The sequence below is a fragment of the Laceyella sediminis genome, from assembly GCF_003003125.1.
Lineage (GTDB): Bacteria > Bacillota > Bacilli > Thermoactinomycetales > Thermoactinomycetaceae > Laceyella > Laceyella tengchongensis.
In genome coordinates this window covers 181,395-200,270 of record NZ_PVTZ01000005.1, presented here as the reverse complement: position 1 = coordinate 200,270, position 18,876 = coordinate 181,395, and the positions used below count along the sequence as shown (strand labels likewise).

Genomic DNA, 18,876 nt, shown 5'->3' with positions numbered 1-18,876 from the left:
CAATATGTGGGGATTATATAGAAGGGAGAAAATGAAGAACATTTTCTCCCTTGGGTTTGCTTTAAGCGTTTTGGCCAATTGTTGTGTCATGCAGCTCTTGGAAGTACATGCTGATGAGGTGGATGAATTTGCGCAGATAATCTTTTGCTTTTTCACCGTCTTCTGGGGTTTTCATCACCCGCTCGACTGTTTGATACATGAGCCCGACGTGATCTTCGTGCTCATCCACGCCCAGGTGGGCCATGGAGCCCTTCACATATTCTGTACCGTATTCGTCAGCGGCTTTTTTGGCGATGTTCATGTTGTACTGGTCGGAATACCATTCGACGAACCAGTTCCACACCATGGTGGGCATGGGGCCGTCTTTGTCGATGGAATAGTACATGTAGCCGATCAGCAATTGGGTAGAAAAGAGCGGGGGAGTGTTTTTCACTTCTTCCCTGGTCACGCCGAATTTCTCCAGGTCGGATAGGAACAGGTTGTCATGGCCGAATTCTTCCGCGAGGTAAGTGGAGAGGAGTTGCGCTAGTTTGTTGTCGCTGTAGCCGATTTTGTACAAGCAGTAGGAGTCGACTTCATTGTTCAGTCCGATGCGAATGATCGTTTCCATCAGGTGACGCTTGTAATATTCCCGATCGATAGCTTGTCCGGCGTGAAACTCTTTGGTCATCGGAACAGTCTCAAACAACTTCTCCATTTCTTCCTTAGCGATGCTTTCCATTTCTTCTCTTGTCGGAATACCCGTTGTTACGGCCATGGTTTGGCATCCACCCTTCTTTTCATGATGTTTGGATTCACAAGTACAATATATCACCCGCCGATAAAATATTCAATAAATTTAGTCGAATCAGTTATATATAAAATTTAATTATATGTACATTCATTATTTTTATTGTGAATTGAATGAGTGATGCTAGGATGTGTCTGGCAAATCAAGATGTGTGGGGAAGAAGCGGCGGAAAAACATTTTCTCGAGGAGCGCCTCGCAACGCGTGAAGCGAATGAGAAAATGGCTTTGGAGTCGCTGGTCTATTCATCAGACACGCCCTAGAATGGTTAGAAAGTTATTTCTGTCATTTATTGATTTTATGTTTTTTTAAAAACTGATCATTTACTGATGACGGGCTGTGAACGAAGGTGTTTTTGTTTGATTTAGAATATAAATTTAAAATTTTACTATTTGATCATGCGCCTGCCCTGTGTGTTGGTTCCAGGACTCCTTACAACAAGATTTAACCGCCTTATTAGAGATAAGGCGGCTGTTGATAGAAAAAATTGGGTGAAACAATCGCATTTTCGTAGGTTCGGTGGAAGATGTGGGTGGTTGCGGGAGATAGGGGCGGGATCAGCCAAGTCCAGTCTCCGGTCAAGTCCCGTCCAGCTTTTTCTTCGTTTTTTTCAAAGGCTTTAAACTGTTGGGCGGCTGTGTGGTGATCCACGATGGTCACTCCGTGGCGTTTGAAGGAGTGCAACACGGCGATATTCAACTCAACCAAGGCCCGGTCTTTCCATAAGGAGGCGTGGGAACGCGTGTCCAAACCAAGGTTGGCCGCGATGCGCGGAAGCAAGTTGTAGCGCGCTTCATCTGCCAGATTTCGCGCTCCAATCTCTGTGCCCATGTACCAACCATTAAACGGAGCTGCCGGGTAGTTGATCCCTCCGATTTCCAAACGCATGTCCGCGATGATTGGCACGGCGTACCATTTGACCTCCAACTCGCCAAATAAGTCGTGGAGCGGATGAAGGATCGGCACTTCTAAGATGAGTTCCCGTGGTATCTGCAGCCACCGCGGCGTTTGCCCGTTCAGTTGGACGACGAGGGGCAACGGGTCGAAATGCGTGCCTGCTCCGCGCCATCCCAAGGATTGGCAAGCGCGAGTGAAAGTCAGGGATGAAGGGTCACCAACGATGCCGGAAGGTGTGTCATATCCCGCATAGCGGATGAGTTGATGATTCCAGATACGCACAGGGGCGACTTGATTTATTTCTGGTTGGAAGATGGTGATGGTGGGGATGATTTCTCCGCCGTTGGTGCCTATTTCAATGTGATTGAGCAAGGCTTGAAACACATCCGCCTCTTTTTGGAGATGACGGGCGTCGATCACGTTTAGGCGATTCCAGAACAGGCGACCGATGCATCGGTTGGCATTGCGCCAGGCCACTTTGGCGCCATGCGCCAATTCTTCGTCTGTGTGTTCATAATAGCCGAACCGGTCAATGTGCCGTTTCACTTCTTTCAGTCTCGCCTGTGTTTCGGTTGCTGGTTTGCCCAGTTCCTGGTAGCAAGTCTGGATGAATTGTTCTGCCGCATGATGTAGCGCGTTGTTCATATGAAAATGAGCGTCCTCCTAAATAAACACAATGTAGGTTTGATCAAATGGTTACCTAATCGGTGATATGAAATGCATGTCCATCATATCAGTTTCTTTTGGTGATAAAAAAGAGCCGGTTTGTTTTGGCAAAGCAGATGGTGCATAGAAGGTTTGAGAGTTGGTCAGCTGGCAATGCGACGGTGATGCTGGTGGATTGGAGAGATACATATTAAGAGCCTAAAGCGGAATGCCGGTTTGAGAGGGAATCGCGCTATGGTCGCAAGCGCCCCTCCGACTCAAGTCGTAGTCCAAAATGGCACTCAGGGTCGTGTTGTGCACAAGGACGCTTCGGTATGATGGAGTCGAGCAGGTGCAAGGGAGGGAAACAGATGAAAAAATTGTTTGGAGGGTTGTTGTTACTCATCGGGATCGCTATCTGTCTCGATGACATTGGCGGCTTGCTCGTCTTGTTGTTGACGGGTGCCCTCATGGTATACGGATTGAAACGGTGGAAACGGGCAACCACTGAAGGGCAAAAGGTAGTAGCCGTACTAGTGATGGGGGTGGCGGCGCTATTGTTATTCAGATGGTTCCCCTCGGTGGTCGGTTTATTGATTGGCGGAGTGCTCTTTTATCTGGGATGGAAGGTGTTTAACGGGGGTCTCTCCATCTCCTTGGAGAAGGTGACCGCTCCAAGAACGCCGACAAACGATACTTCTTTTGATGCCGATTGGCGTGCGTTTATGGATAAACAAAACAAACAATAGCATAAAATCACATCATCATGAGGGGGAATGGCTTATGTCTTTGCAACGAATTTGGGATTACTTGGTGGCGACCTACCATGAAATCATCAATGATGCGGACAAGCCAGAAGCAATGCTTAAACGGCATCTGCGCAACATTGAAAAGGAGATTTCCGCGGGCAAAGCGATGCTTGCCAAACAACAGTTGCTGACTGAACAATACCGCCGGCAAGCGAGTGATGCGAACAAGCTGGCTGAAAAGCGTGCAGAACAGGCCAGAATCGCCAAGGAAGCGGGAGAAGAAGAGTTGGCGAACAGAGCCTTGGCGGAAGAAGAATACTATCGGGAAAAAGTGATAGAATACGAAGGATATGCGCAAAAATCCACCACGCAGACAGAAGCCTTACGGCACCGAGTGAGCCAACTGGAGAAAAAATATCTTGATCTGAAAGACAAGAAAAATGAATTGGTGGCCCGCGCTGAGATGGCTAAAGCGAATCAGCGCGTTCAAGCCATGCTTCATTTCACCACCTCTGACACCTTGCTGAAAGAGTTCCAGCGCATTGTGGAAATGGAGATTAAGACGCGAGAGCTAGCTGGTGAGAATCCCACGGAGGCCAAGCTGATTCCGGCATCGTCATCCGCCGCGCAGATCGCTCTTAATCCGGCTGAAGGGAGTTCATAAGAACAAGAGGGCACGCGCACAAAAGACTCCGTCCGAATCCGGAGTCTTTTGTGCGTTGGCTGTTGGTTTGCCCGGTCAGGGCTCGGGCATGAGGTGGTTTTATGATACGTTTTACCAAGAAGAGGTCTTAGGGCAATGGGAACATAACTGATAAAGGTGGGGAAAGATGAAGCGGGACAAAAAAAAGCAGGCTGGCTTGTTTTTCATGATTCTTGGGGCGCTGGCGTTCATGAATGGTATTCCCGATGGCATAGCGGGCTCTTTGCTTGCTGGGGCCGTGATCGTTATTGGTGTCAGCTTGATGAAAAGGGCGGAATCGACGGAGGAAAAACGGGTGGGACTGTTTACTTTTCTTTTCGGTATCCTTCTGTTTTTGCCCGGGGTCCCTTTTTTAATCGGCTTTTGCTTTGGCGCGGCATGCTTGTATTGGGGATGGCGCATGATCCGGGATTGACCGTTGCCCTGTTTTCAAGGCTGGGGCTCTTCGTCCATAATAGAAGGATATGATCCCTGAAAATAAGCGGGATGTTCGTTGGTGGTTACGGAGGATGGCCCATGGTGGTGTGAAGTATGCCTATACGCATAACCGAAAACAAACAGGATGGAAGTGCGACCAACGAATAGAGGAGACATGCCATCATGTTGGAGAATCTGAGCGGCAAGATCCGTGTGCATTGAGCACTCGGCCATACGGGAATGAAGGGGGGAGCATTGTGCGCCTGTTTCAAAACAGGTTGGCGGGATGGATTATCTTGGGTGCCGGGGCTTTGATTTTATGGGGGTTGACTGATTGGTTTTTTGTCGGTTCATTGGTTTTATTTATCATCGGGATTATTTTGTTGCGCAATCACCGCCGCAAATGGGGTTATGGCTTCTTGCTTTTATCCGCGGTTGTATTTATCAGTCACCTTGCTGAAGTGGAGTGGGGATGGATTGCCTTCTCCATCCTGCTGGTCTTTTTCGGCTACCGCCTGTTCACTGGCCGTAGCCAAGAGGAGACGCCGGAAATGGATGGAGGTGCCCATGTGCCGCCGGCTGATTTGATCGTAAAGAAATCCGGCTCCCCCAATGCAATGGCGGGAACCCTGCACTTGATGAATCTGCGTTATGACTTGGTTGATCTCAATCGGTCCGCCGTGGTTAACGATATCAAATTGGATTTGTCAAAAGCGATCATTCCCGAAGGGGAAAGTGCGATCGTGATCAGCGGGCTTATCGGAGATGTGGACATTTATGTCCCAGATGACCTAGATGTGTCTGTTGCCGCAACCGTTAGCGCCGGCTATCTGGATATTCTAGGCCACCACCAAGGAGGCGTCAACCGCCAAATCATGTTGGAGACCAAAGGATATGAGCAAGCTAGGCGGAAAGTGAAAATCAGCATTTCCCTGTTGGTAGGGGACGTGGGCGTGAGGCAATTATGAACGGAAACCGACCGACCAACATCCACTGGCGCATGACACAGTATACCATCTGGGTTTGCGCCGTTTTGGCCTTCTTGTTGCTGACCGTGTTTCTCAATGCCTATCGCTTGGGTTGGGAAACGCTGTGGACAACCAAGTTGTCGAAAGTGCCTGTTTTGTTGGTGGCGTTTGTTTTGGTTCTGCTTGTGGGCGCTTGCGCTGGCTTTCTCTACGGGTATGCGATTAAACGGAGGCTGTCCCGCTTGATTGAGGCCATTCTGCGCTTTGAGCGAGGTAATTTCTCCTATCGCCTGCCCGATCTTGGGGAAGATGAAATCGGCTTGGTGGGAACCCGGCTCAATCAGATGGCAGAACGGATTGAAAAGCAAGTCGCCTCATTGCAAAAATTATCTACGGAGAAAGCGGAATGGGTAGAAGCCCAGAAACAAGCGGTTATCTCCGAAGAGCGGCAAAGGTTGGCACGGGAGTTGCACGACGCTGTCAGTCAACAGCTTTTTGCCATCTCCTTGATGGCTTCGGCGATGAAAGAAACCTTGCCTGAAGCGGAGGACTCGGTGGGCAAGCAAATTGCGATGATTGAGAAAATGGCCGGGATTGCCCAAAACGAGATGCGTGCGCTGTTGTTGCAATTGCGCCCGGTAACTCTGGAGGGCAAAGGGCTGAAAGAGGGATTGGCGGAGTTGCTTGAGGAGTTTGGCGCCAAGCATCCCGCTTCGTTGCACTGGGAAGTAGGGGATTTGCCTCGCTTGCCCAAAGGAGTAGAGGATCATTTGTTTCGGATTGTGCAAGAAGGGTTGTCCAATGTGTTTCGCCACGCGCAAGCGACGTCAGTCACCGTGCGTTTGGTGTTCCGGGGACGCCATGTCCATTTGCGGATGATTGACAACGGCGTGGGTTTCGATATGTCCAAAGTGAAGTCCTCTTCATACGGTTTGCAGTCCATTCAGGAGCGGGCCAGTGAAATCGGGGGCATCGCTGAAGTGATTTCCGTGCCGGGCAAAGGGACCCAAATCGAAGTGAAAGTGCCCATTGTGGTTGATGGAGAGGGGGAGAAAGCGTGATTCGAGTCATGATCGTGGATGACCATGAGATGGTGCGGATGGGTTTGGCTTCCTATTTGTCGGTCATGCCGGACATCACGATTGTCGCGGAAGCAGCCAATGGCCTCGAGGCCGTTCGGCTGGCACAAGAGACCCAGCCAGATGTGATTTTGATGGATCTGGTCATGGATGTGATGGATGGAATCGAGGCTACCAAGGAGATCTGCCGCGTCATGGAGAATCCGAAGATCATTGTGCTGACCAGCTTTATTGATGATGACAAGTTGTATCCTGTGCTTGAGGCCGGCGCTTTTAGTTATTTGTTAAAAACATCCAAGGCGCATGAAATCGCCGAGGCGGTCAGGGCGGCGATGAAGGGGGAACCGGTCTTGGAGGCCAAAGTGACTGGCAAGATGCTGTCCAAAATGCGGCGCGCGGAAGAAAGCAAGCCGCATGAATCCCTGACCGCCCGGGAAATAGAGGTACTCCGCTTGATCGCGGAAGGGAAGACGAACCAGGAGATTGCCGATCTGCTCCACATCACCGTGAAAACAGTGAAAACCCACGTCACCCACATCTTTTCTAAACTGGAAGTGGAAGACCGCACCCAAGCGGCTATCTACGCCCACCGCAACCGCTTGGTGCCCTAAGGGATATTAGATCCGGTCTTTTTTCGCATTCACTTTGCATCAATAAAAGGTTAATATATATAGGACAAAAACATCGCAAGGGAGACACATGATGATTATCGGTGAGGACCTTTTTCTGCAGCAAGTGAATCGGGAGTTGGAGCGGATTGAAGCCCAGTTAAACCAAGAAGGGGAGAAGCCAAAATGGCTCACCCTCCAGCGGCAAAAGATCGCCTTGAATTTGATTTGCCACCAATTGAAGCAAATCGACCCGAATGTGGGAGAGTCTTCGGAAAAACCGGATGCGGGGCAAGTGCGGCGAAATTTGTATTATTTTAAGGCGCAGATGTTGTTGCGTCAAATTGAAGAGCGGAAGAAATCATGAGGGCGTTTGGTACAGCCCAGCCAGCACAGAGTCGAGATTTGACCTGTGCTGTTTTTTTAACAAGAGAGTGGGAGCGGTTGGCGAGGTTTAGAGTAGCTCTTTTGCGAAGCATGGATATGTAACATGGAATCGCCTTGATTTTAGTTTTCCATCTTTCAATGAAATTGCATATTTCACACCGTTGTCACTTTGTTGTTTGAGCTATACTCATTCATATAAGAATATTTTGCTTTAGGAGGTCAATGATGCGCCTAGCCATGTCCACTCTGGGTTTAGCTGTGTTAGTTGCGCTAACCGGCTGTGCGCCAGAAGCGAAGTCAACCGAGACAGAGACCAAGTCCGTTGCCAAGCCTGTTCCAGAAGCTGAGCCTGTAACGGAAACCAATGATGTGACGGTGGCTATGGAGGAACCGCCTTCCCTGGAAAAAGCGGAGAAACCAAGCGAACAAGTTGAGAAGCAAACAAAACCAGAGATAAAAGAAGAAGCCAAGCCATCCGCACCATCTCCGTCCAAACAGGAAAAGAGAGCAGAAAGCACCGACCGGGAGAAGAGCACAAGCAAACGAACAACGAATCAAGCTGATGACAAGCCTAACCAATCCGTCGCTGACAAATCCCAGTCCGCGATGTTGGCAATTGAAAAAGAAGTTGTTGCACTGGTAAATAAAGAGCGGCAACAACGGGGATTGCGCAAATTGGAGATTAGCGAAAGCGTATCTCGCGTCGCTCGCAAAAAATCAGAAGACATGAAAGAAAATAATTACTTCAGCCATGATTCGCCCACTTACGGTTCGCCGTTTGATATGTTGAAGCGGTTCGGGGTGAAATACCGGATGGCGGGAGAAAATATCGCCGCCGGGCAAACCACGGCCGAGAAAGTGATGGAGAGCTGGATGAATTCCGATGGACACCGTGCCAACATCTTGAATCCGGATTACACGCATATTGGTGTCGGATATGTCAAAGGCGGTTCTTACGGATGCTATTGGACTCAGCAATTTATCGCTAAATAATCCAAGTGGGTGTTAATGATATACAATATATACAACAGCCAAACGACAGCCCCTGTTGGGCTGTCGCTTGGCTGTTTAGAAGGTTACCCAGTCAGCACTCGCACTCGTCTTTGCCGCATTTGGAACATTTGGACAATTGTGGACGAACCATGCGCGCTCCCTCCTTCAAAGTGATAGGCAAAGAAAACTAGCATGGGTGATAGTGCGATGCGAAATGGGGAAGCGTGATGGGATTCCTAGGTATTTACTGTCATTATACCATTTCGAATCGGTATTTTTACTATAAAAAAAGAATTGGTTTTATATACGGGTGCTAAAACATAGCCAAAAGACCGGCAACGGTCCGATAGGGAAGGCGTTGCCGGTCTTGAAGGGGATGTTATTGATGTTGGAGAACCAGTTTTTTCAGCTCTTCCAGTGATTGCAAACCGACACGTGAATCCACTTCGTTGCCATTTTTGAACAGCTTCAGGGCCGGAATGCTTCTGATCCCGAAGTTGGCAGCCGTTTGCGGATTTTCATCTACATTCAGCTTGGCGATGACGACTTGGCCTTGCAATTCAGCCGCCAATTCATCCAAGATCGGGGCCAAGGCTCTGCATGGGCCGCACCACGGAGCCCAGAAGTCGACGAGCACCAAGGGGGCGCTTTTCAAGGTTTGCTCAAACGTGGCATCATTAATGTTGATTACAGACATCAGGTGTCACTTCCCTTTTAATTGATGTGATAAAGAAATATTGAATTGTAACTGTATCAGTTACACTTTACCCGAAACAAAGGGCCGCAAACCCACAAATGATTCAAAGTGAATGAGGGGTCCAGAGCGTGTCTGGCAAACCAAGCTATCGCATGGAAAAGCGGGAATATGTGCTACCTAGACACGCCCCCTAATTTCTTTTATTCATTTGCATTTGGTTGAGTAGGTCCTGGATCGTGTACTGATCCAAATGGCGTTCGAATTGCTCCTCTGCGCCCTCGAAGATGTGACTCATCACTTGGCCGATTTGCGAGGCGACGATGCAATCCATGGTCGGGTCGCCGGAGCGCCAGTCAGAAACCAGCGAGCCTGCAGATGTCAGGCGGTAGATCGATCCCAATGTGATCTGGCGGGGATTGCCACGTAAAATGTATCCGCCGCCCGTTCCTTTTTGCACGTCGACCAAGCCAGCTGTTTTCAACAGGTTCATCACTTTCCTGATCCGCACGGGATTGGTGCAGATATTGGAGGCGAGCAATTCACTGGAAGCCATGCGCGAGGGCAGATAGGCCAAAAAGACCAGACTGTGTACGGCGATGTGAAATTCACTGTTCAATGCAGCCATCCTCCTCGGGTAAATGTAATCATAACAGTTACATTTGGCTTTGTCAAACGAGGGTGGCAGGAAAATTCACAAATTTAATGTTATTTTTACCGGTTTTAATAGAGGGAATTATGTTTCTTTTGAATAATTATATATGCGTTTTCTCTTTATCTTGTGCCAACAAAGGAGGAGATGGGGCAAAAGAAAAGTAGGGACGGTTTATTCGTAACAGGAGAGCAAATGGTGGCGAAAAAGGACATAATTGTTTAGGGCATTTCGCGAACAGCAAAAATGACAAATCCTTTCCCGGCTAGGAGAAATGGGTTTGGCAATCATCGTTTGGAGGAGATGCTGTGATGAATCACATCGTGCGGTTTTCATTGTTGACCCTGCTATTGTCGGTTGTTGTTACATTTTTTCCGCAAAGCGCTCTCGCCGCTCCGGCTTTTCAAATGCCGTTCCCTTGTGGCCAAGTTTGGGAAGGACAGACGCGTACCAATCATAATCCTCAGAACTCGGTTGATTTGAATCGGGCCGATGATTTGGGAGACCCGGTTGTCGCGTCTGCCGCGGGCAAGGTGACTACCGTGCGCGATTTGGGCTCGACCAGTTACGGCAAGTACGTGGTGATTGATCACGGAAGCGGATGGACGACCCTGTACGCGCATCTCAACGCGTTTAGTGTCAGTGTTGGGCAATCGGTGTCACAAGGACAAAAAATCGGAACGGTCGGTTCAACGGGGGGATCGACGGGGCCGCACTTGCATTATGAGCAACGCCTGAACGGGTCCCCGCAAAAAATCGTGTGGAACGGGTCGCAAATTTACTACTTCGGCACCAAAAATTACACCAGCAAGAACAGTTGTAGCACGGGCGGAGTTACTGGCACGGTGAACACGAACAGCGGCGTTTCGGTCAATGTGCGTTCCGGCCCGGGAACCAACTATGCCATTGTTGGCTCTGTGGCTGATGGGCAAAAAGTCACCATCAAGTGCCAAAAACGGGGAGAAACCGTGACGGGAACATATGGCACCAGTAACTTGTGGGATTACATTGGTACAGGCTATATTTCCGATACGTATGTTTACACCGGTTCAGATGGGCAAGTGGCTCCCACTTGTAGTTAATGGGTGAAGTTGAAGCGCCAATCCGCGGATTGGCGCTTTGCTTTGCAACTAATTTGGGTTGGTGAGGTGAAGGATCATATAGACAGCCACGCCCCAAATGATCAAGGCGGAAATCTTGTTGATGAAGCCTAGAACTCTGCCCGACGCATCCAGTTGGCCAACCCACCTTCCACACAGGCCTAATCCGAAAAACCACAACCAGGAAACGGAGATACAGGCGAGGCTAAAAGCCCATTTCTCCATTCCTTGATATTGGATGGAACTGGTGCCGATCACCCCAATCGTGTCCAAGATCGCATGGGGATTTAATAAGGATACAGAAGCGGCAAAGGAAATCTGTTGCTTGGTCGACATCTGCTCTGCATGTTTTTCAGCCGGGCCTGTTTCTGCCCGCCAGATGGACCAACCCATGTAGAGTAAGAACAAGATGCCGATCGAGAATAAAACGATTTGCAACCAGCTGACTGTAAGGATGAGAACGGAGACGCCCAGCACCGCCAAGGTGATGAGCAATGTGTCGCACAACGACGCAGTCAAGATGACGGGCAAGGCCCGGCGAAAATGCGTTTGGGTAGCACCTTGGTTGAATACGAACACATTTTGCGCGCCCAAGGGTAAAATGAGGCCAAAGGCGAGAAGCGCGCCATGGATCAGAGCTTGAATCATCGTTGGCACCTCCACTTGGTTAAGCTAAACTCGGCTCCCGGGCGTGTGGTGAGTGTTATTAAAACCAATGTGATGGAAAAACGAAATAGATATAATATTTATTTTATATGAAATGACATGTTAAATAAAAATTTTCGGGTTGGCTTGGGTGTGATAGCTCGTTTTCAAGGGGGCATGGCGAACATTGGCCCAAGTGCTTCGGGCGCCGGCGCATCTTCGTTCCAGGAGTTTGCGCGTGGGTAGAGGAATAACTTAGGGTGAGGAAGCAATCCATCTCATTTTATGCGCGAGGAGGGGTTTGGGATGAATGCGGACAGACTTGAAGGGAAGCTGGCTCCGGATGTGAAGCGGCGCTTGATCGCGGTCGTGGGTGAAGAGCGGTTTTTGGACAGCTTGAATGAAAGATATGTTTACTCATATGATGCCACACCGATTTTCCAGGCGATGCCGGACGCAGTGATCATGCCGCAAACCACTGCAGAGGTATCGAAAATCCTGAAGATCGCCAATGAACACCGGATCCCTGTCACGACGCGCGGTTCGGGTACCAACTTGGCGGCAGGCACGGTACCGACGGCGGGAGGGATTGTGCTGAATATGCAACGGTTTAACCGGATTGTGGAGATTGATCGCGAGAATCTGACAGTGACGGTGGAACCAGGTGTGGTGACGGCTGATCTCCACCAAGCGGTGGAAGCGGAAGGCTTGTTTTACCCGCCTGATCCGGGCAGTATGCGCATTTCCACGGTGGGCGGAAATGTGGCTCAGTGCGCAGGAGGGATGAGAGGATTGAAGTATGGGGTCACCAAGGACTACCTGATGGGGTTGGAATATGTTTTGCCGTCGGGCGAAGTGTTGCGTGCCGGCGGTAAAAACGTCAAAGATGTGGCCGGATATGATATGACGCGCCTATTGGCTGGGTCGGAGGGGACGTTGGCCGTCATCACACAGTTGACGCTCAAATTGCTTCCGCTGCCGGAAGCGAAACGGACCATGGCAGCTTATTACGCTAGCCTAGGAGATGCCGCGCGGACGGTCGAGCGGGTGATCGCTGCCAAAATTATCCCGGCGACGATGGAGTTTCTCGACCAGGCCACGATGCGGGTAGTGGATGAATTTGCGAAGCTGGGTTTGCCGACGGGAATGAAGGCGATGTTGCTCATCGAGCAGGATGGTCCGGAAGAATGGGTAGAGCGAGATATAGAGCGGATCGCGGAGATCGCCAAGGAAGAAGGGGCGGTGCAAGTACGGGTGGCTCAGACGCCCGAAGAGGGTGCTAACCTGCTGGCGGCTCGGCGCGCGGCATTGTCGGCGTTGTCGCGTTTGCGGCCTACCACCATACTGGAGGACGCCACGGTGCCCCGTTCCCGTTTGGCGGAGATGGTTGCAGAGATTGAGCGGATCGCGGAAAAATACGATGTGCAGATCTGCACGTTTGGCCATGCTGGGGATGGCAACTTGCATCCCACTTGTCTGACAGATGAACGGAACAAAGAAGAGCTTGCCCGCGTGGAACAGGCTTTTGAGGAAATCTTCCTGGCTGCGCTCCGATTGGGCGGGACGATCTCTGGCGAACACGGAATCGGGCTGGCGAAACGGGATTATCTGCCCTTGCAAGTGGGAGAGGGGGGCATTGCCTTGATGAAAGCGATCAAAGAAGCGTTTGACCCCAACCACATCATGAATCCGGGCAAAATGTTTGCCAACAGTGCCCGCCGGCGGGTGGTGATCAAACAATGAACCAAACGGACAAAGCATGTGATCTGGCTATCGGTCAGGATGAGGTGACGCCTGTGACCGCGGGCAAATTTAATTTGGATGAAATTATGAACTGCATGCAATGCGGCTTTTGCCTGCCTGCTTGCCCAACGTATCGGCAGACGGGTTTGGAATCGCACAGCCCACGCGGCCGGATTGCTTTAATGAAAGGGGTAGCGCAAGCGCAATTGCCAGCAGATGCGGAGTTTGCCAAAAACATGTACGCTTGCCTAGGTTGCCGCGCTTGCGAGACGGCTTGCCCAGCGGGCGTCTCTTATGGTAGCTTGCTCGAAACGGCGCGCGAGGTGGTGGAAGATCAGAACAAAAAGACAGCCAAGCATTCCTTGTTGCGGAGGTTGGTGTTTGAACACGTCTTTCCCCACCCGAACCGGATGAAAGCCTTAGGTATGGTGTTGTGGGCGGTGCAAGCGCTTGGATTGCAAAGACTGGCCACGCGCACAGGTTGGGCCCGGGTGTTACCACGGGCACTGGCGGAAATGCAACAGGCGGTGGAACTGGTGGCCTCACCGTTTATTCGTGGCAAGCGCCAACAACGGATGCGGGCGGAAGGGGAGAGCTTGTATACGGTTGGTTACTTTACCGGTTGCGTGATGGATGTCTTGTTTTTCGAGACCAATCAAGCGACAGCGCGTTTGTTGGCTAAGGCTGGGTGTGAGGTGGTTTTTGTCGGCGGCCAGACTTGTTGCGGGGCGCTCCATGCTCATGCTGGGGAGAAGGCGTGGGCGGTGGAGTTGGCGAAGCGGAATATTGAAGCGTTTGAACAAAGCCAGGTAGATTTCATCGTCAACAGCGCTGGCGGTTGCGGGGCCGCGCTCAAGGAGTATCCTCATTGGTTTGAGGATGACCCAAGCTGGCAAAAGCGTGCCGAAGCGTTTGCGGCCAAGGTGCGGGATGCCAGCGAATTGTTGGCGGCATTGCCACCGCTTTCTTTCACTAAAGAGCTTAGCGCGCGGGTCACTTACCAAGATTCTTGTCACCTTGCTCATGGTCAGGGGGTGCGCGGCCAACCGCGCCAATTGCTCAACCTCATTCCCGGAGTGGAAGTGGTGGAGTTGGAACAGGCGGATCAATGCTGCGGATCGGCGGGCATTTATAACATCACGCATTTTGACCAATCGATGGAGATATTGGATGCAAAAATGGAAGCTGTGAAGAAAACGGGTGCGCACTTCATCGCGACTTCTAATCCAGGGTGTTTGTTGCAGATGAGGCAGGGCATCATCCGGGCGGGGCTAACAGGAAAGATGGAAGCGGTACATCTCATGGAACTGCTAGACCGCGCCCTGTGAGGACGTGGGATGACATGGGAACGGATTAAGCATGGGAGGGTGGACGAGATTGAAGCAAATCAATGAGCGGTTAAGCACGTTGACGACAGAGTCGCGGAATGAAAAGTCTATGAGGTTGGATTCCGCCGACACGTTGGAGATTTTGCGCATCATTAATGAAGAAGATCAAAAAGTGGCGTTGGCTGTTCAAAAGGTACTGCCTGATGTCCAAGTGGCTGTGGAGTATGCGGTGCAGTCGTTGAGCTTGGGCGGGCGGTTGATCTATGTGGGAGCCGGTACTAGCGGGCGGTTGGGCGTCTTGGATGCAGTGGAATGCCCGCCTACGTTTAGCACGAGTCCCGAAACGGTATTGGGATTGATGGCCGGTGGTGAAAAAGCCTTTGTCCAAGCGGTGGAAGGCGCCGAAGACAATGAGGAATGGGGCGAGCGGGATTTGCGCGAAATCGGCCTCACCGATCGGGATACGGTGGTGGGGATCGCCGCCAGCGGACGTACGCCGTATGTGATCGGCGCGCTGAAGTATGCCCGCCGCATTGGCGCTCGTACGGTCGCTCTTTCCTGCAATGAGCGTGCCCGTATCAGTCAGGAGGCTGATCAGGCGATTGAAGTGGTTGTGGGGCCGGAGGTGTTGGCCGGCTCCACCCGGATGAAGGCGGGAACGGCGCAGAAGATGGTTCTGAATATGATTTCCACCGCCACCATGGTAAAGCTGGGCAAAGTGTACGAAAACTTAATGGTGGATGTGAACATCAGCAACCGCAAACTGAAGGAGCGGGCCATCGAAATCATCCGCACCGTGACAGGCGTTTCCCGTGAACGGGCGGAAGAATCATTGGAACAAGCACGTCATGAAGTGAAAACGGCGATCGTCATGATCAAGGCGGAAACCACTTACGAAAGGGCCGTCAGGTTGCTAGAGCGGGCAAATGGCAATGTGCGCCGAGCGCTTTCGCTGGCGCGGTGACTCGTCGTCGGAGCCGCTTTACATCCGATTTTTCATTCGCTTTCGTATGCACAATGAAGAATGATTTAAGAAAAAGATAAGGCGCAATTAAATCTTTGATTCGATAATAAGCTGGGAAGTTGATGAAAAAGGTGTTTCACGCAGATGGATTCACAGGTCCGAATTTTTTGTGGGGAGGGTGAAACAGAATGTGCTCATCAATGCGGCATAATTAGCATACATAAGAAACAAGCCGTTGATGAGCAGCTCCACGGGAAGGTGCGTTACCAACAACCTCCAGCCGCGAGCAAAGTGCTTGTCTTTCTTGGGGTTTTTCACATCTTCCTGCGACTGTTGCATCCGCTTGATTCAGATTGTGAGTTTGTCTGCATAGGTTCAATAAATTGAACCAACTTCCTTCTTGCAACACTGTTATAATCAGAATAGGTTTGAATTGAAACAGAATAATGCACACACATCGTGTCAGGAAAGGTGAGGAATTGAACTTGTGGGACATTATCGTAGCCATCATCTTGGGGCTTGTTGAAGGATTGACAGAGTTTGCCCCGGTTTCGTCCACGGGACACATGATTATTGTCGATGATCTGTGGTTGAAATCGAAAGAGATATTCGGACATGACGTGGCGGTGACATTCAAAGTCTGCATCCAGTTGGGTTCGGTTCTGGCTGTGGTCGTCGTGATGAAAGACCGCTTTATCGACCTGCTGGGACTGGGCAAGAAGACAGATGGAGAAGGCAGTCGCCTCAAATTGACCCAAGTGATTGTCGGTCTGTTGCCGGCTGGCATCTTGGGGCTGTTGTTTGAAGATAAAATTGAGGAATTCTTTACTGTTAATTTGGTTATCTACTCTTTGATCGGCGGCGCTATTTTGATGATTGCCGCAGACTGGTTCCGTCCGGCTCGACCCAAAGTGGAGACAGTGGATCAGATTACATACAAGCATGCGATCGGGATCGGGTTGTTCCAATGCATCGCCGTGTTGTGGCCGGGCTTTTCCCGTTCTGGGTCGACCATTTCCGGCGGGGTGTTGATGGGCTTGAGCCACCGTGCGGCCTCGGATTTCACCTTCATCATGGCTGTACCGATCATGTTGGGGGCTAGCACCGTATCCTTGCTCAAAAACTGGGAGCATTTCACAATGGATGCATTGCCGTTTTTCATCGCTGGCTTTGTGAGTGCCTTTATCTTTGCCCTGCTGTCAATCCGTTACTTCCTGAAGCTGATCAACAAAATCAAGCTGGTGCCGTTTGCCATTTACCGCATCGTGCTGGCGTTGATCTTGTTCTTTGTCGTATCTTGACCATACCAAAAAACCACCTCAGATGCCTGGTTGCCAGGCTTGGGGTGGTTTTTGTATTGGGCCGACATTACCAATATCTATATCTCCGATAAGGTCTCCGATATGGAAAGAAAGGAGCGGTGAAAAACGGAAAGGGACGCGGGAACGGAAAGGTGAAGAAGAAGAACGGATAAAATTGTTGCGTCTGGGCGTCGGGCGTCGGCCAAGCGTTGTGCGTCATCAATTCCTCCCCAAACGCATAAGGCGCATGCTGCTCTTCATATTCATGTGCATAGGGCTGGTTTTGAGTCATGATAGGCACCTCCCATGGATTTATGATTATTCTATTCTGGGGGCGTTTGTTGGTGCTTGGCCATACCCGAGAAGAAGGAAGGACACAAAAAAAGAACCCCAATGGTTGGGGTTTTAGAACGGTTGGATTTAACATTCAACTCTTTGTTTGCTGGTCTTGTCTTGGGCTGAAAATTACCCTTTGGTGCCACCGGCGGTCATGCCGGAGATCAAGTAGCGTTGCGCAAACAGGAAGAAGCACAAGACCGGCAACGTGATTAGGATTGCGGCAGCCGCCATCAGGTGGTAGTCGGTGTTGAATTGATTGACGAACTGCTGCAAGCCAATCGGCAAGGTGTACATCGTTTCTTCATTCATTAAGGTGATGGCGATCAAAAATTCATTCCAGGCGGTGATGAAGGAATAAAACGCCGTCACAGCCAGGCCGGGCAAGGAGAGCGGCAGGACGATCCGCACAAAGGTACCCAAGTGAGACAACCCGTCTACCCGGGCCGCTTCTTCTAGCTCATAAGGGATGGTGTCGAAGAAACTTTTCAAGTTCATGATGCAAAAAGGCACCGAAACTGTGGAGTAAGCCAAGATAATACCAAAGTAACTGTTTAGCAACCCCAGTTTGTTGATGATCAGATAGAGCGGGATGATCAGCAGCGCGCCAGGAAACATCTGCGTGATCAACACGCTGAGTTCCACGCCGCTTCGCCCGCGGAATTTATAGCGCGAAATGGCGTAAGCCGCCGTCGTCGACAAGACCAAGCCGACCAAGGTGGTAAACAGGGCGATCAGGACGCTGTTCTTAAACCAGGTTAGGAAGATTCCATTCGAGCGGGTTAAGACAGTCTTGTAGTTTTCCAAGGTGAAGGTTTCAGGAATCCATTGGATTGAGCTGGAAAAGACCTCCGCTTCCGGCTTGAAACTGGTCGCCAAGATCCAGAGAACTGGAAACACGGCGAGAAAGCAGGAAATGATCAAAATCAGGTGTACCCATCCGTTTGATTGGCGCATCTCAGTAATACACCCCCTCGTTGGCATTGGCTTTTAGCACGCGTCGATAAAAGAGAGTGAAGACGATGAGCACACTCAGGATCACAACCCCGTAGGTTGAAGCGATTCCCAAATTCCAATTGCGGAACGCTTCTCGGTACGCGTAGGTCACTAGGATTTCGGTGGAGTGAACCGGACCGCCGCCCGTAATCAGATAAATGATGTTGAACATGTTAAATGTCCAGATGATCCCAAGTGTGGTGGCAGTAGCGGCGACGGGTTTCAGCAGGGGCAACGTGATGTTTTTCAACTGTTGCCACCAGGTGGCGCCATCGATGCGCGCTGCCTCATATAGCGACTCCGGGATGCTCTGCAAGCCGCCTAAGAGGGTGACCATCATGAACGGAATGCCGATCCAAACATTGACCAAAATGGCCGAAAACATCGCCCAGAAGCTGTCTCCCAGCCAGGGCACGGCAGGGAGGCCCAGGTTTTTCAGCACCAAATTAAACAAGCCGTATTTGTCGTTGTACATCCATTGCCAAGCGAAAGCGCCAACAAAGGAAGGCACCGCCCAAGGGACCATGAGCAACATCCGGTAAATGCCTCTGCCTTTGATCTTGCGATTCAGCAGCAAAGCCAGGAACAAGCCCAAGGTGAAGTGGAAAAACACGTTGACGAAAGTCCAGATCGCAGTTTGTACTAAAACGTCACGGAAGACGGATTTGGGTTGGAAGATGGTGCCGAAGAGGTCGCTGTAGTTTTTCAAGCCGATCCATTCATAGCTGGGCGGCAGGAATTGGTTGCCCATGTTGTATTGGTTCATGTTGGTAAAGCTGTACGAGATGCCTTGTGCCAGCGGAATAAAAACGAGCAAGGTCATAACGATGAACACAGGTGCTAAGAAGACATATGCGATCCACGCATTATTACGGGTACTCAC

General features: G+C 50.6%; 21 protein-coding genes. 13 read left to right on the top strand and 8 right to left on the bottom strand.

Annotated elements, in window-relative coordinates:
• Window positions 1-61: 61 nt before the first annotated feature.
• The gene (locus CLV36_RS08305) at window positions 62-757 is read right to left on the bottom strand and encodes an iron-containing redox enzyme family protein (protein ID WP_219904894.1); all 696 of its coding nucleotides are present in this window, start codon (window positions 755-757) and stop codon (window positions 62-64) included.
• Window positions 758-1,244: 487 nt separating this feature from the next.
• Window positions 1,245-2,330 carry a nitric oxide synthase oxygenase gene (locus tag CLV36_RS08300; protein WP_106342347.1) on the bottom strand — a complete coding sequence of 362 codons (1,086 nt, stop codon included), beginning with the start codon at window positions 2,328-2,330 and terminating at the stop codon, window positions 1,245-1,247.
• 371 nt (window positions 2,331-2,701) lie between these two features.
• Between CLV36_RS08300 and CLV36_RS08295 the strand changes: the two genes are divergently transcribed.
• From CLV36_RS08295 to CLV36_RS08260, 8 genes are all read left to right on the top strand, one after another.
• Window positions 2,702-3,079, top strand: a complete 378-nt coding sequence (locus tag CLV36_RS08295) for a hypothetical protein (protein ID WP_106342346.1) — start codon at window positions 2,702-2,704, stop codon at window positions 3,077-3,079.
• 34 nt (window positions 3,080-3,113) lie between these two features.
• Window positions 3,114-3,743, top strand: a complete 630-nt coding sequence (locus tag CLV36_RS08290) for a PspA/IM30 family protein (RefSeq protein ID WP_181352913.1) — start codon at window positions 3,114-3,116, stop codon at window positions 3,741-3,743.
• 166 nt (window positions 3,744-3,909) lie between these two features.
• Window positions 3,910-4,197: a hypothetical protein gene (locus CLV36_RS08285; protein WP_022737141.1), complete on the top strand. Its 288-nt coding sequence runs from the start codon at window positions 3,910-3,912 to the stop codon at window positions 4,195-4,197.
• A gap of 259 nt (window positions 4,198-4,456) precedes the next feature.
• Window positions 4,457-5,167 (top strand): cell wall-active antibiotics response protein LiaF, encoded by a 711-nt coding sequence (gene liaF, locus CLV36_RS08280; protein WP_181352911.1) that lies wholly within the window; start codon window positions 4,457-4,459, stop codon window positions 5,165-5,167.
• Window positions 5,164-6,228, top strand: a complete 1,065-nt coding sequence (locus tag CLV36_RS08275; RefSeq protein WP_106342343.1) for a HAMP domain-containing sensor histidine kinase — start codon at window positions 5,164-5,166, stop codon at window positions 6,226-6,228. The genes liaF and CLV36_RS08275 overlap by 4 nt, the downstream gene beginning before the upstream one ends.
• On the top strand, window positions 6,225-6,857 hold the full coding sequence (locus CLV36_RS08270) for a response regulator transcription factor (protein WP_022737138.1): 633 nt from the start codon (window positions 6,225-6,227) through the stop codon (window positions 6,855-6,857). The genes CLV36_RS08275 and CLV36_RS08270 overlap by 4 nt, the downstream gene beginning before the upstream one ends.
• Before the next feature lie 91 nt (window positions 6,858-6,948).
• Window positions 6,949-7,221: a hypothetical protein gene (locus tag CLV36_RS08265; protein ID WP_106342342.1), complete on the top strand. Its 273-nt coding sequence runs from the start codon at window positions 6,949-6,951 to the stop codon at window positions 7,219-7,221.
• A gap of 245 nt (window positions 7,222-7,466) precedes the next feature.
• Window positions 7,467-8,234, top strand: coding sequence for a CAP domain-containing protein (locus tag CLV36_RS08260; RefSeq protein WP_245888321.1), 768 nt, complete (start codon window positions 7,467-7,469; stop codon window positions 8,232-8,234).
• A 379-nt stretch (window positions 8,235-8,613) separates the two neighbouring features.
• Here CLV36_RS08260 and trxA read toward each other — a convergent pair whose 3' ends face one another.
• Window positions 8,614-8,931, bottom strand: a complete 318-nt coding sequence (gene trxA, locus CLV36_RS08255) for a thioredoxin (RefSeq protein WP_106342340.1) — start codon at window positions 8,929-8,931, stop codon at window positions 8,614-8,616.
• Window positions 8,932-9,121: 190 nt separating this feature from the next.
• Window positions 9,122-9,547, bottom strand: coding sequence for an RrF2 family transcriptional regulator (locus CLV36_RS08250; protein ID WP_102993376.1), 426 nt, complete (start codon window positions 9,545-9,547; stop codon window positions 9,122-9,124).
• A gap of 344 nt (window positions 9,548-9,891) precedes the next feature.
• On the opposite strand from CLV36_RS08250, the gene CLV36_RS17850 reads away from it, so the two are divergent.
• Window positions 9,892-10,662, top strand: a complete 771-nt coding sequence (locus tag CLV36_RS17850; protein WP_102993375.1) for a M23 family metallopeptidase — start codon at window positions 9,892-9,894, stop codon at window positions 10,660-10,662.
• A gap of 48 nt (window positions 10,663-10,710) precedes the next feature.
• On the opposite strand, the gene CLV36_RS08240 is transcribed toward CLV36_RS17850, so the two are convergent.
• The gene (locus CLV36_RS08240; protein ID WP_102993374.1) at window positions 10,711-11,328 is read right to left on the bottom strand and encodes a LysE/ArgO family amino acid transporter; all 618 of its coding nucleotides are present in this window, start codon (window positions 11,326-11,328) and stop codon (window positions 10,711-10,713) included.
• A gap of 303 nt (window positions 11,329-11,631) precedes the next feature.
• Here CLV36_RS08240 and CLV36_RS08235 point away from each other — a divergent pair, with 303 nt between their 5' ends.
• The 4 genes from CLV36_RS08235 to CLV36_RS08215 all read left to right on the top strand — a co-directional run bounded on the left by CLV36_RS08235 (window position 11,632) and on the right by CLV36_RS08215 (window position 16,661).
• A complete protein-coding gene (locus tag CLV36_RS08235) occupies window positions 11,632-13,068 on the top strand; it encodes an FAD-binding oxidoreductase (RefSeq protein ID WP_106342339.1) in 1,437 nt (478 codons plus the stop codon).
• Between the two features lie 86 nt (window positions 13,069-13,154).
• Window positions 13,155-14,396 (top strand): (Fe-S)-binding protein, encoded by a 1,242-nt coding sequence (locus tag CLV36_RS08230; RefSeq protein WP_245888325.1) that lies wholly within the window; start codon window positions 13,155-13,157, stop codon window positions 14,394-14,396.
• Between the two features lie 58 nt (window positions 14,397-14,454).
• On the top strand, window positions 14,455-15,360 hold the full coding sequence (gene murQ / locus CLV36_RS08225; RefSeq protein WP_281257246.1) for an N-acetylmuramic acid 6-phosphate etherase: 906 nt from the start codon (window positions 14,455-14,457) through the stop codon (window positions 15,358-15,360).
• A gap of 485 nt (window positions 15,361-15,845) precedes the next feature.
• On the top strand, window positions 15,846-16,661 hold the full coding sequence (locus CLV36_RS08215; protein WP_181352919.1) for an undecaprenyl-diphosphate phosphatase: 816 nt from the start codon (window positions 15,846-15,848) through the stop codon (window positions 16,659-16,661).
• A gap of 67 nt (window positions 16,662-16,728) precedes the next feature.
• Here CLV36_RS08215 and CLV36_RS08210 read toward each other — a convergent pair whose 3' ends face one another.
• The 3 genes from CLV36_RS08210 to CLV36_RS08200 all read right to left on the bottom strand — a co-directional run bounded on the left by CLV36_RS08210 (window position 16,729) and on the right by CLV36_RS08200 (window position 18,876).
• Window positions 16,729-16,953: a hypothetical protein gene (locus tag CLV36_RS08210; protein ID WP_102993368.1), complete on the bottom strand. Its 225-nt coding sequence runs from the start codon at window positions 16,951-16,953 to the stop codon at window positions 16,729-16,731.
• Window positions 16,954-17,126: 173 nt separating this feature from the next.
• Window positions 17,127-17,954 carry a carbohydrate ABC transporter permease gene (locus CLV36_RS08205; RefSeq protein ID WP_102993367.1) on the bottom strand — a complete coding sequence of 276 codons (828 nt, stop codon included), beginning with the start codon at window positions 17,952-17,954 and terminating at the stop codon, window positions 17,127-17,129.
• 1 nt (window position 17,955) lies between these two features.
• Window positions 17,956-18,876, bottom strand: coding sequence for a carbohydrate ABC transporter permease (locus CLV36_RS08200; protein WP_223247984.1), 921 nt, complete (start codon window positions 18,874-18,876; stop codon window positions 17,956-17,958).

Coding starts and splice junctions, on each gene's coding strand:
- CLV36_RS08305 (WP_219904894.1), bottom strand. CDS start 757: ATGGCCGTAACAACGGGTATTCCGACAAGAGAAGAAATGGAAAGCATC.
- CLV36_RS08300 (WP_106342347.1), bottom strand. CDS start 2,330: ATGAACAACGCGCTACATCATGCGGCAGAACAATTCATCCAGACTTGC.
- CLV36_RS08295 (WP_106342346.1), top strand. CDS start 2,702: ATGAAAAAATTGTTTGGAGGGTTGTTGTTACTCATCGGGATCGCTATC.
- CLV36_RS08290 (WP_181352913.1), top strand. CDS start 3,114: ATGTCTTTGCAACGAATTTGGGATTACTTGGTGGCGACCTACCATGAA.
- CLV36_RS08285 (WP_022737141.1), top strand. CDS start 3,910: ATGAAGCGGGACAAAAAAAAGCAGGCTGGCTTGTTTTTCATGATTCTT.
- CLV36_RS08275 (WP_106342343.1), top strand. CDS start 5,164: ATGAACGGAAACCGACCGACCAACATCCACTGGCGCATGACACAGTAT.
- CLV36_RS08265 (WP_106342342.1), top strand. CDS start 6,949: ATGATTATCGGTGAGGACCTTTTTCTGCAGCAAGTGAATCGGGAGTTG.
- CLV36_RS08260 (WP_245888321.1), top strand. CDS start 7,467: ATGCGCCTAGCCATGTCCACTCTGGGTTTAGCTGTGTTAGTTGCGCTA.
- trxA (WP_106342340.1), bottom strand. CDS start 8,931: ATGTCTGTAATCAACATTAATGATGCCACGTTTGAGCAAACCTTGAAA.
- CLV36_RS17850 (WP_102993375.1), top strand. CDS start 9,892: ATGAATCACATCGTGCGGTTTTCATTGTTGACCCTGCTATTGTCGGTT.
- CLV36_RS08240 (WP_102993374.1), bottom strand. CDS start 11,328: ATGATTCAAGCTCTGATCCATGGCGCGCTTCTCGCCTTTGGCCTCATT.
- CLV36_RS08235 (WP_106342339.1), top strand. CDS start 11,632: ATGAATGCGGACAGACTTGAAGGGAAGCTGGCTCCGGATGTGAAGCGG.
- CLV36_RS08230 (WP_245888325.1), top strand. CDS start 13,155: ATGAACTGCATGCAATGCGGCTTTTGCCTGCCTGCTTGCCCAACGTAT.
- CLV36_RS08210 (WP_102993368.1), bottom strand. CDS start 16,953: ATGACTCAAAACCAGCCCTATGCACATGAATATGAAGAGCAGCATGCG.
- CLV36_RS08205 (WP_102993367.1), bottom strand. CDS start 17,954: ATGCGCCAATCAAACGGATGGGTACACCTGATTTTGATCATTTCCTGC.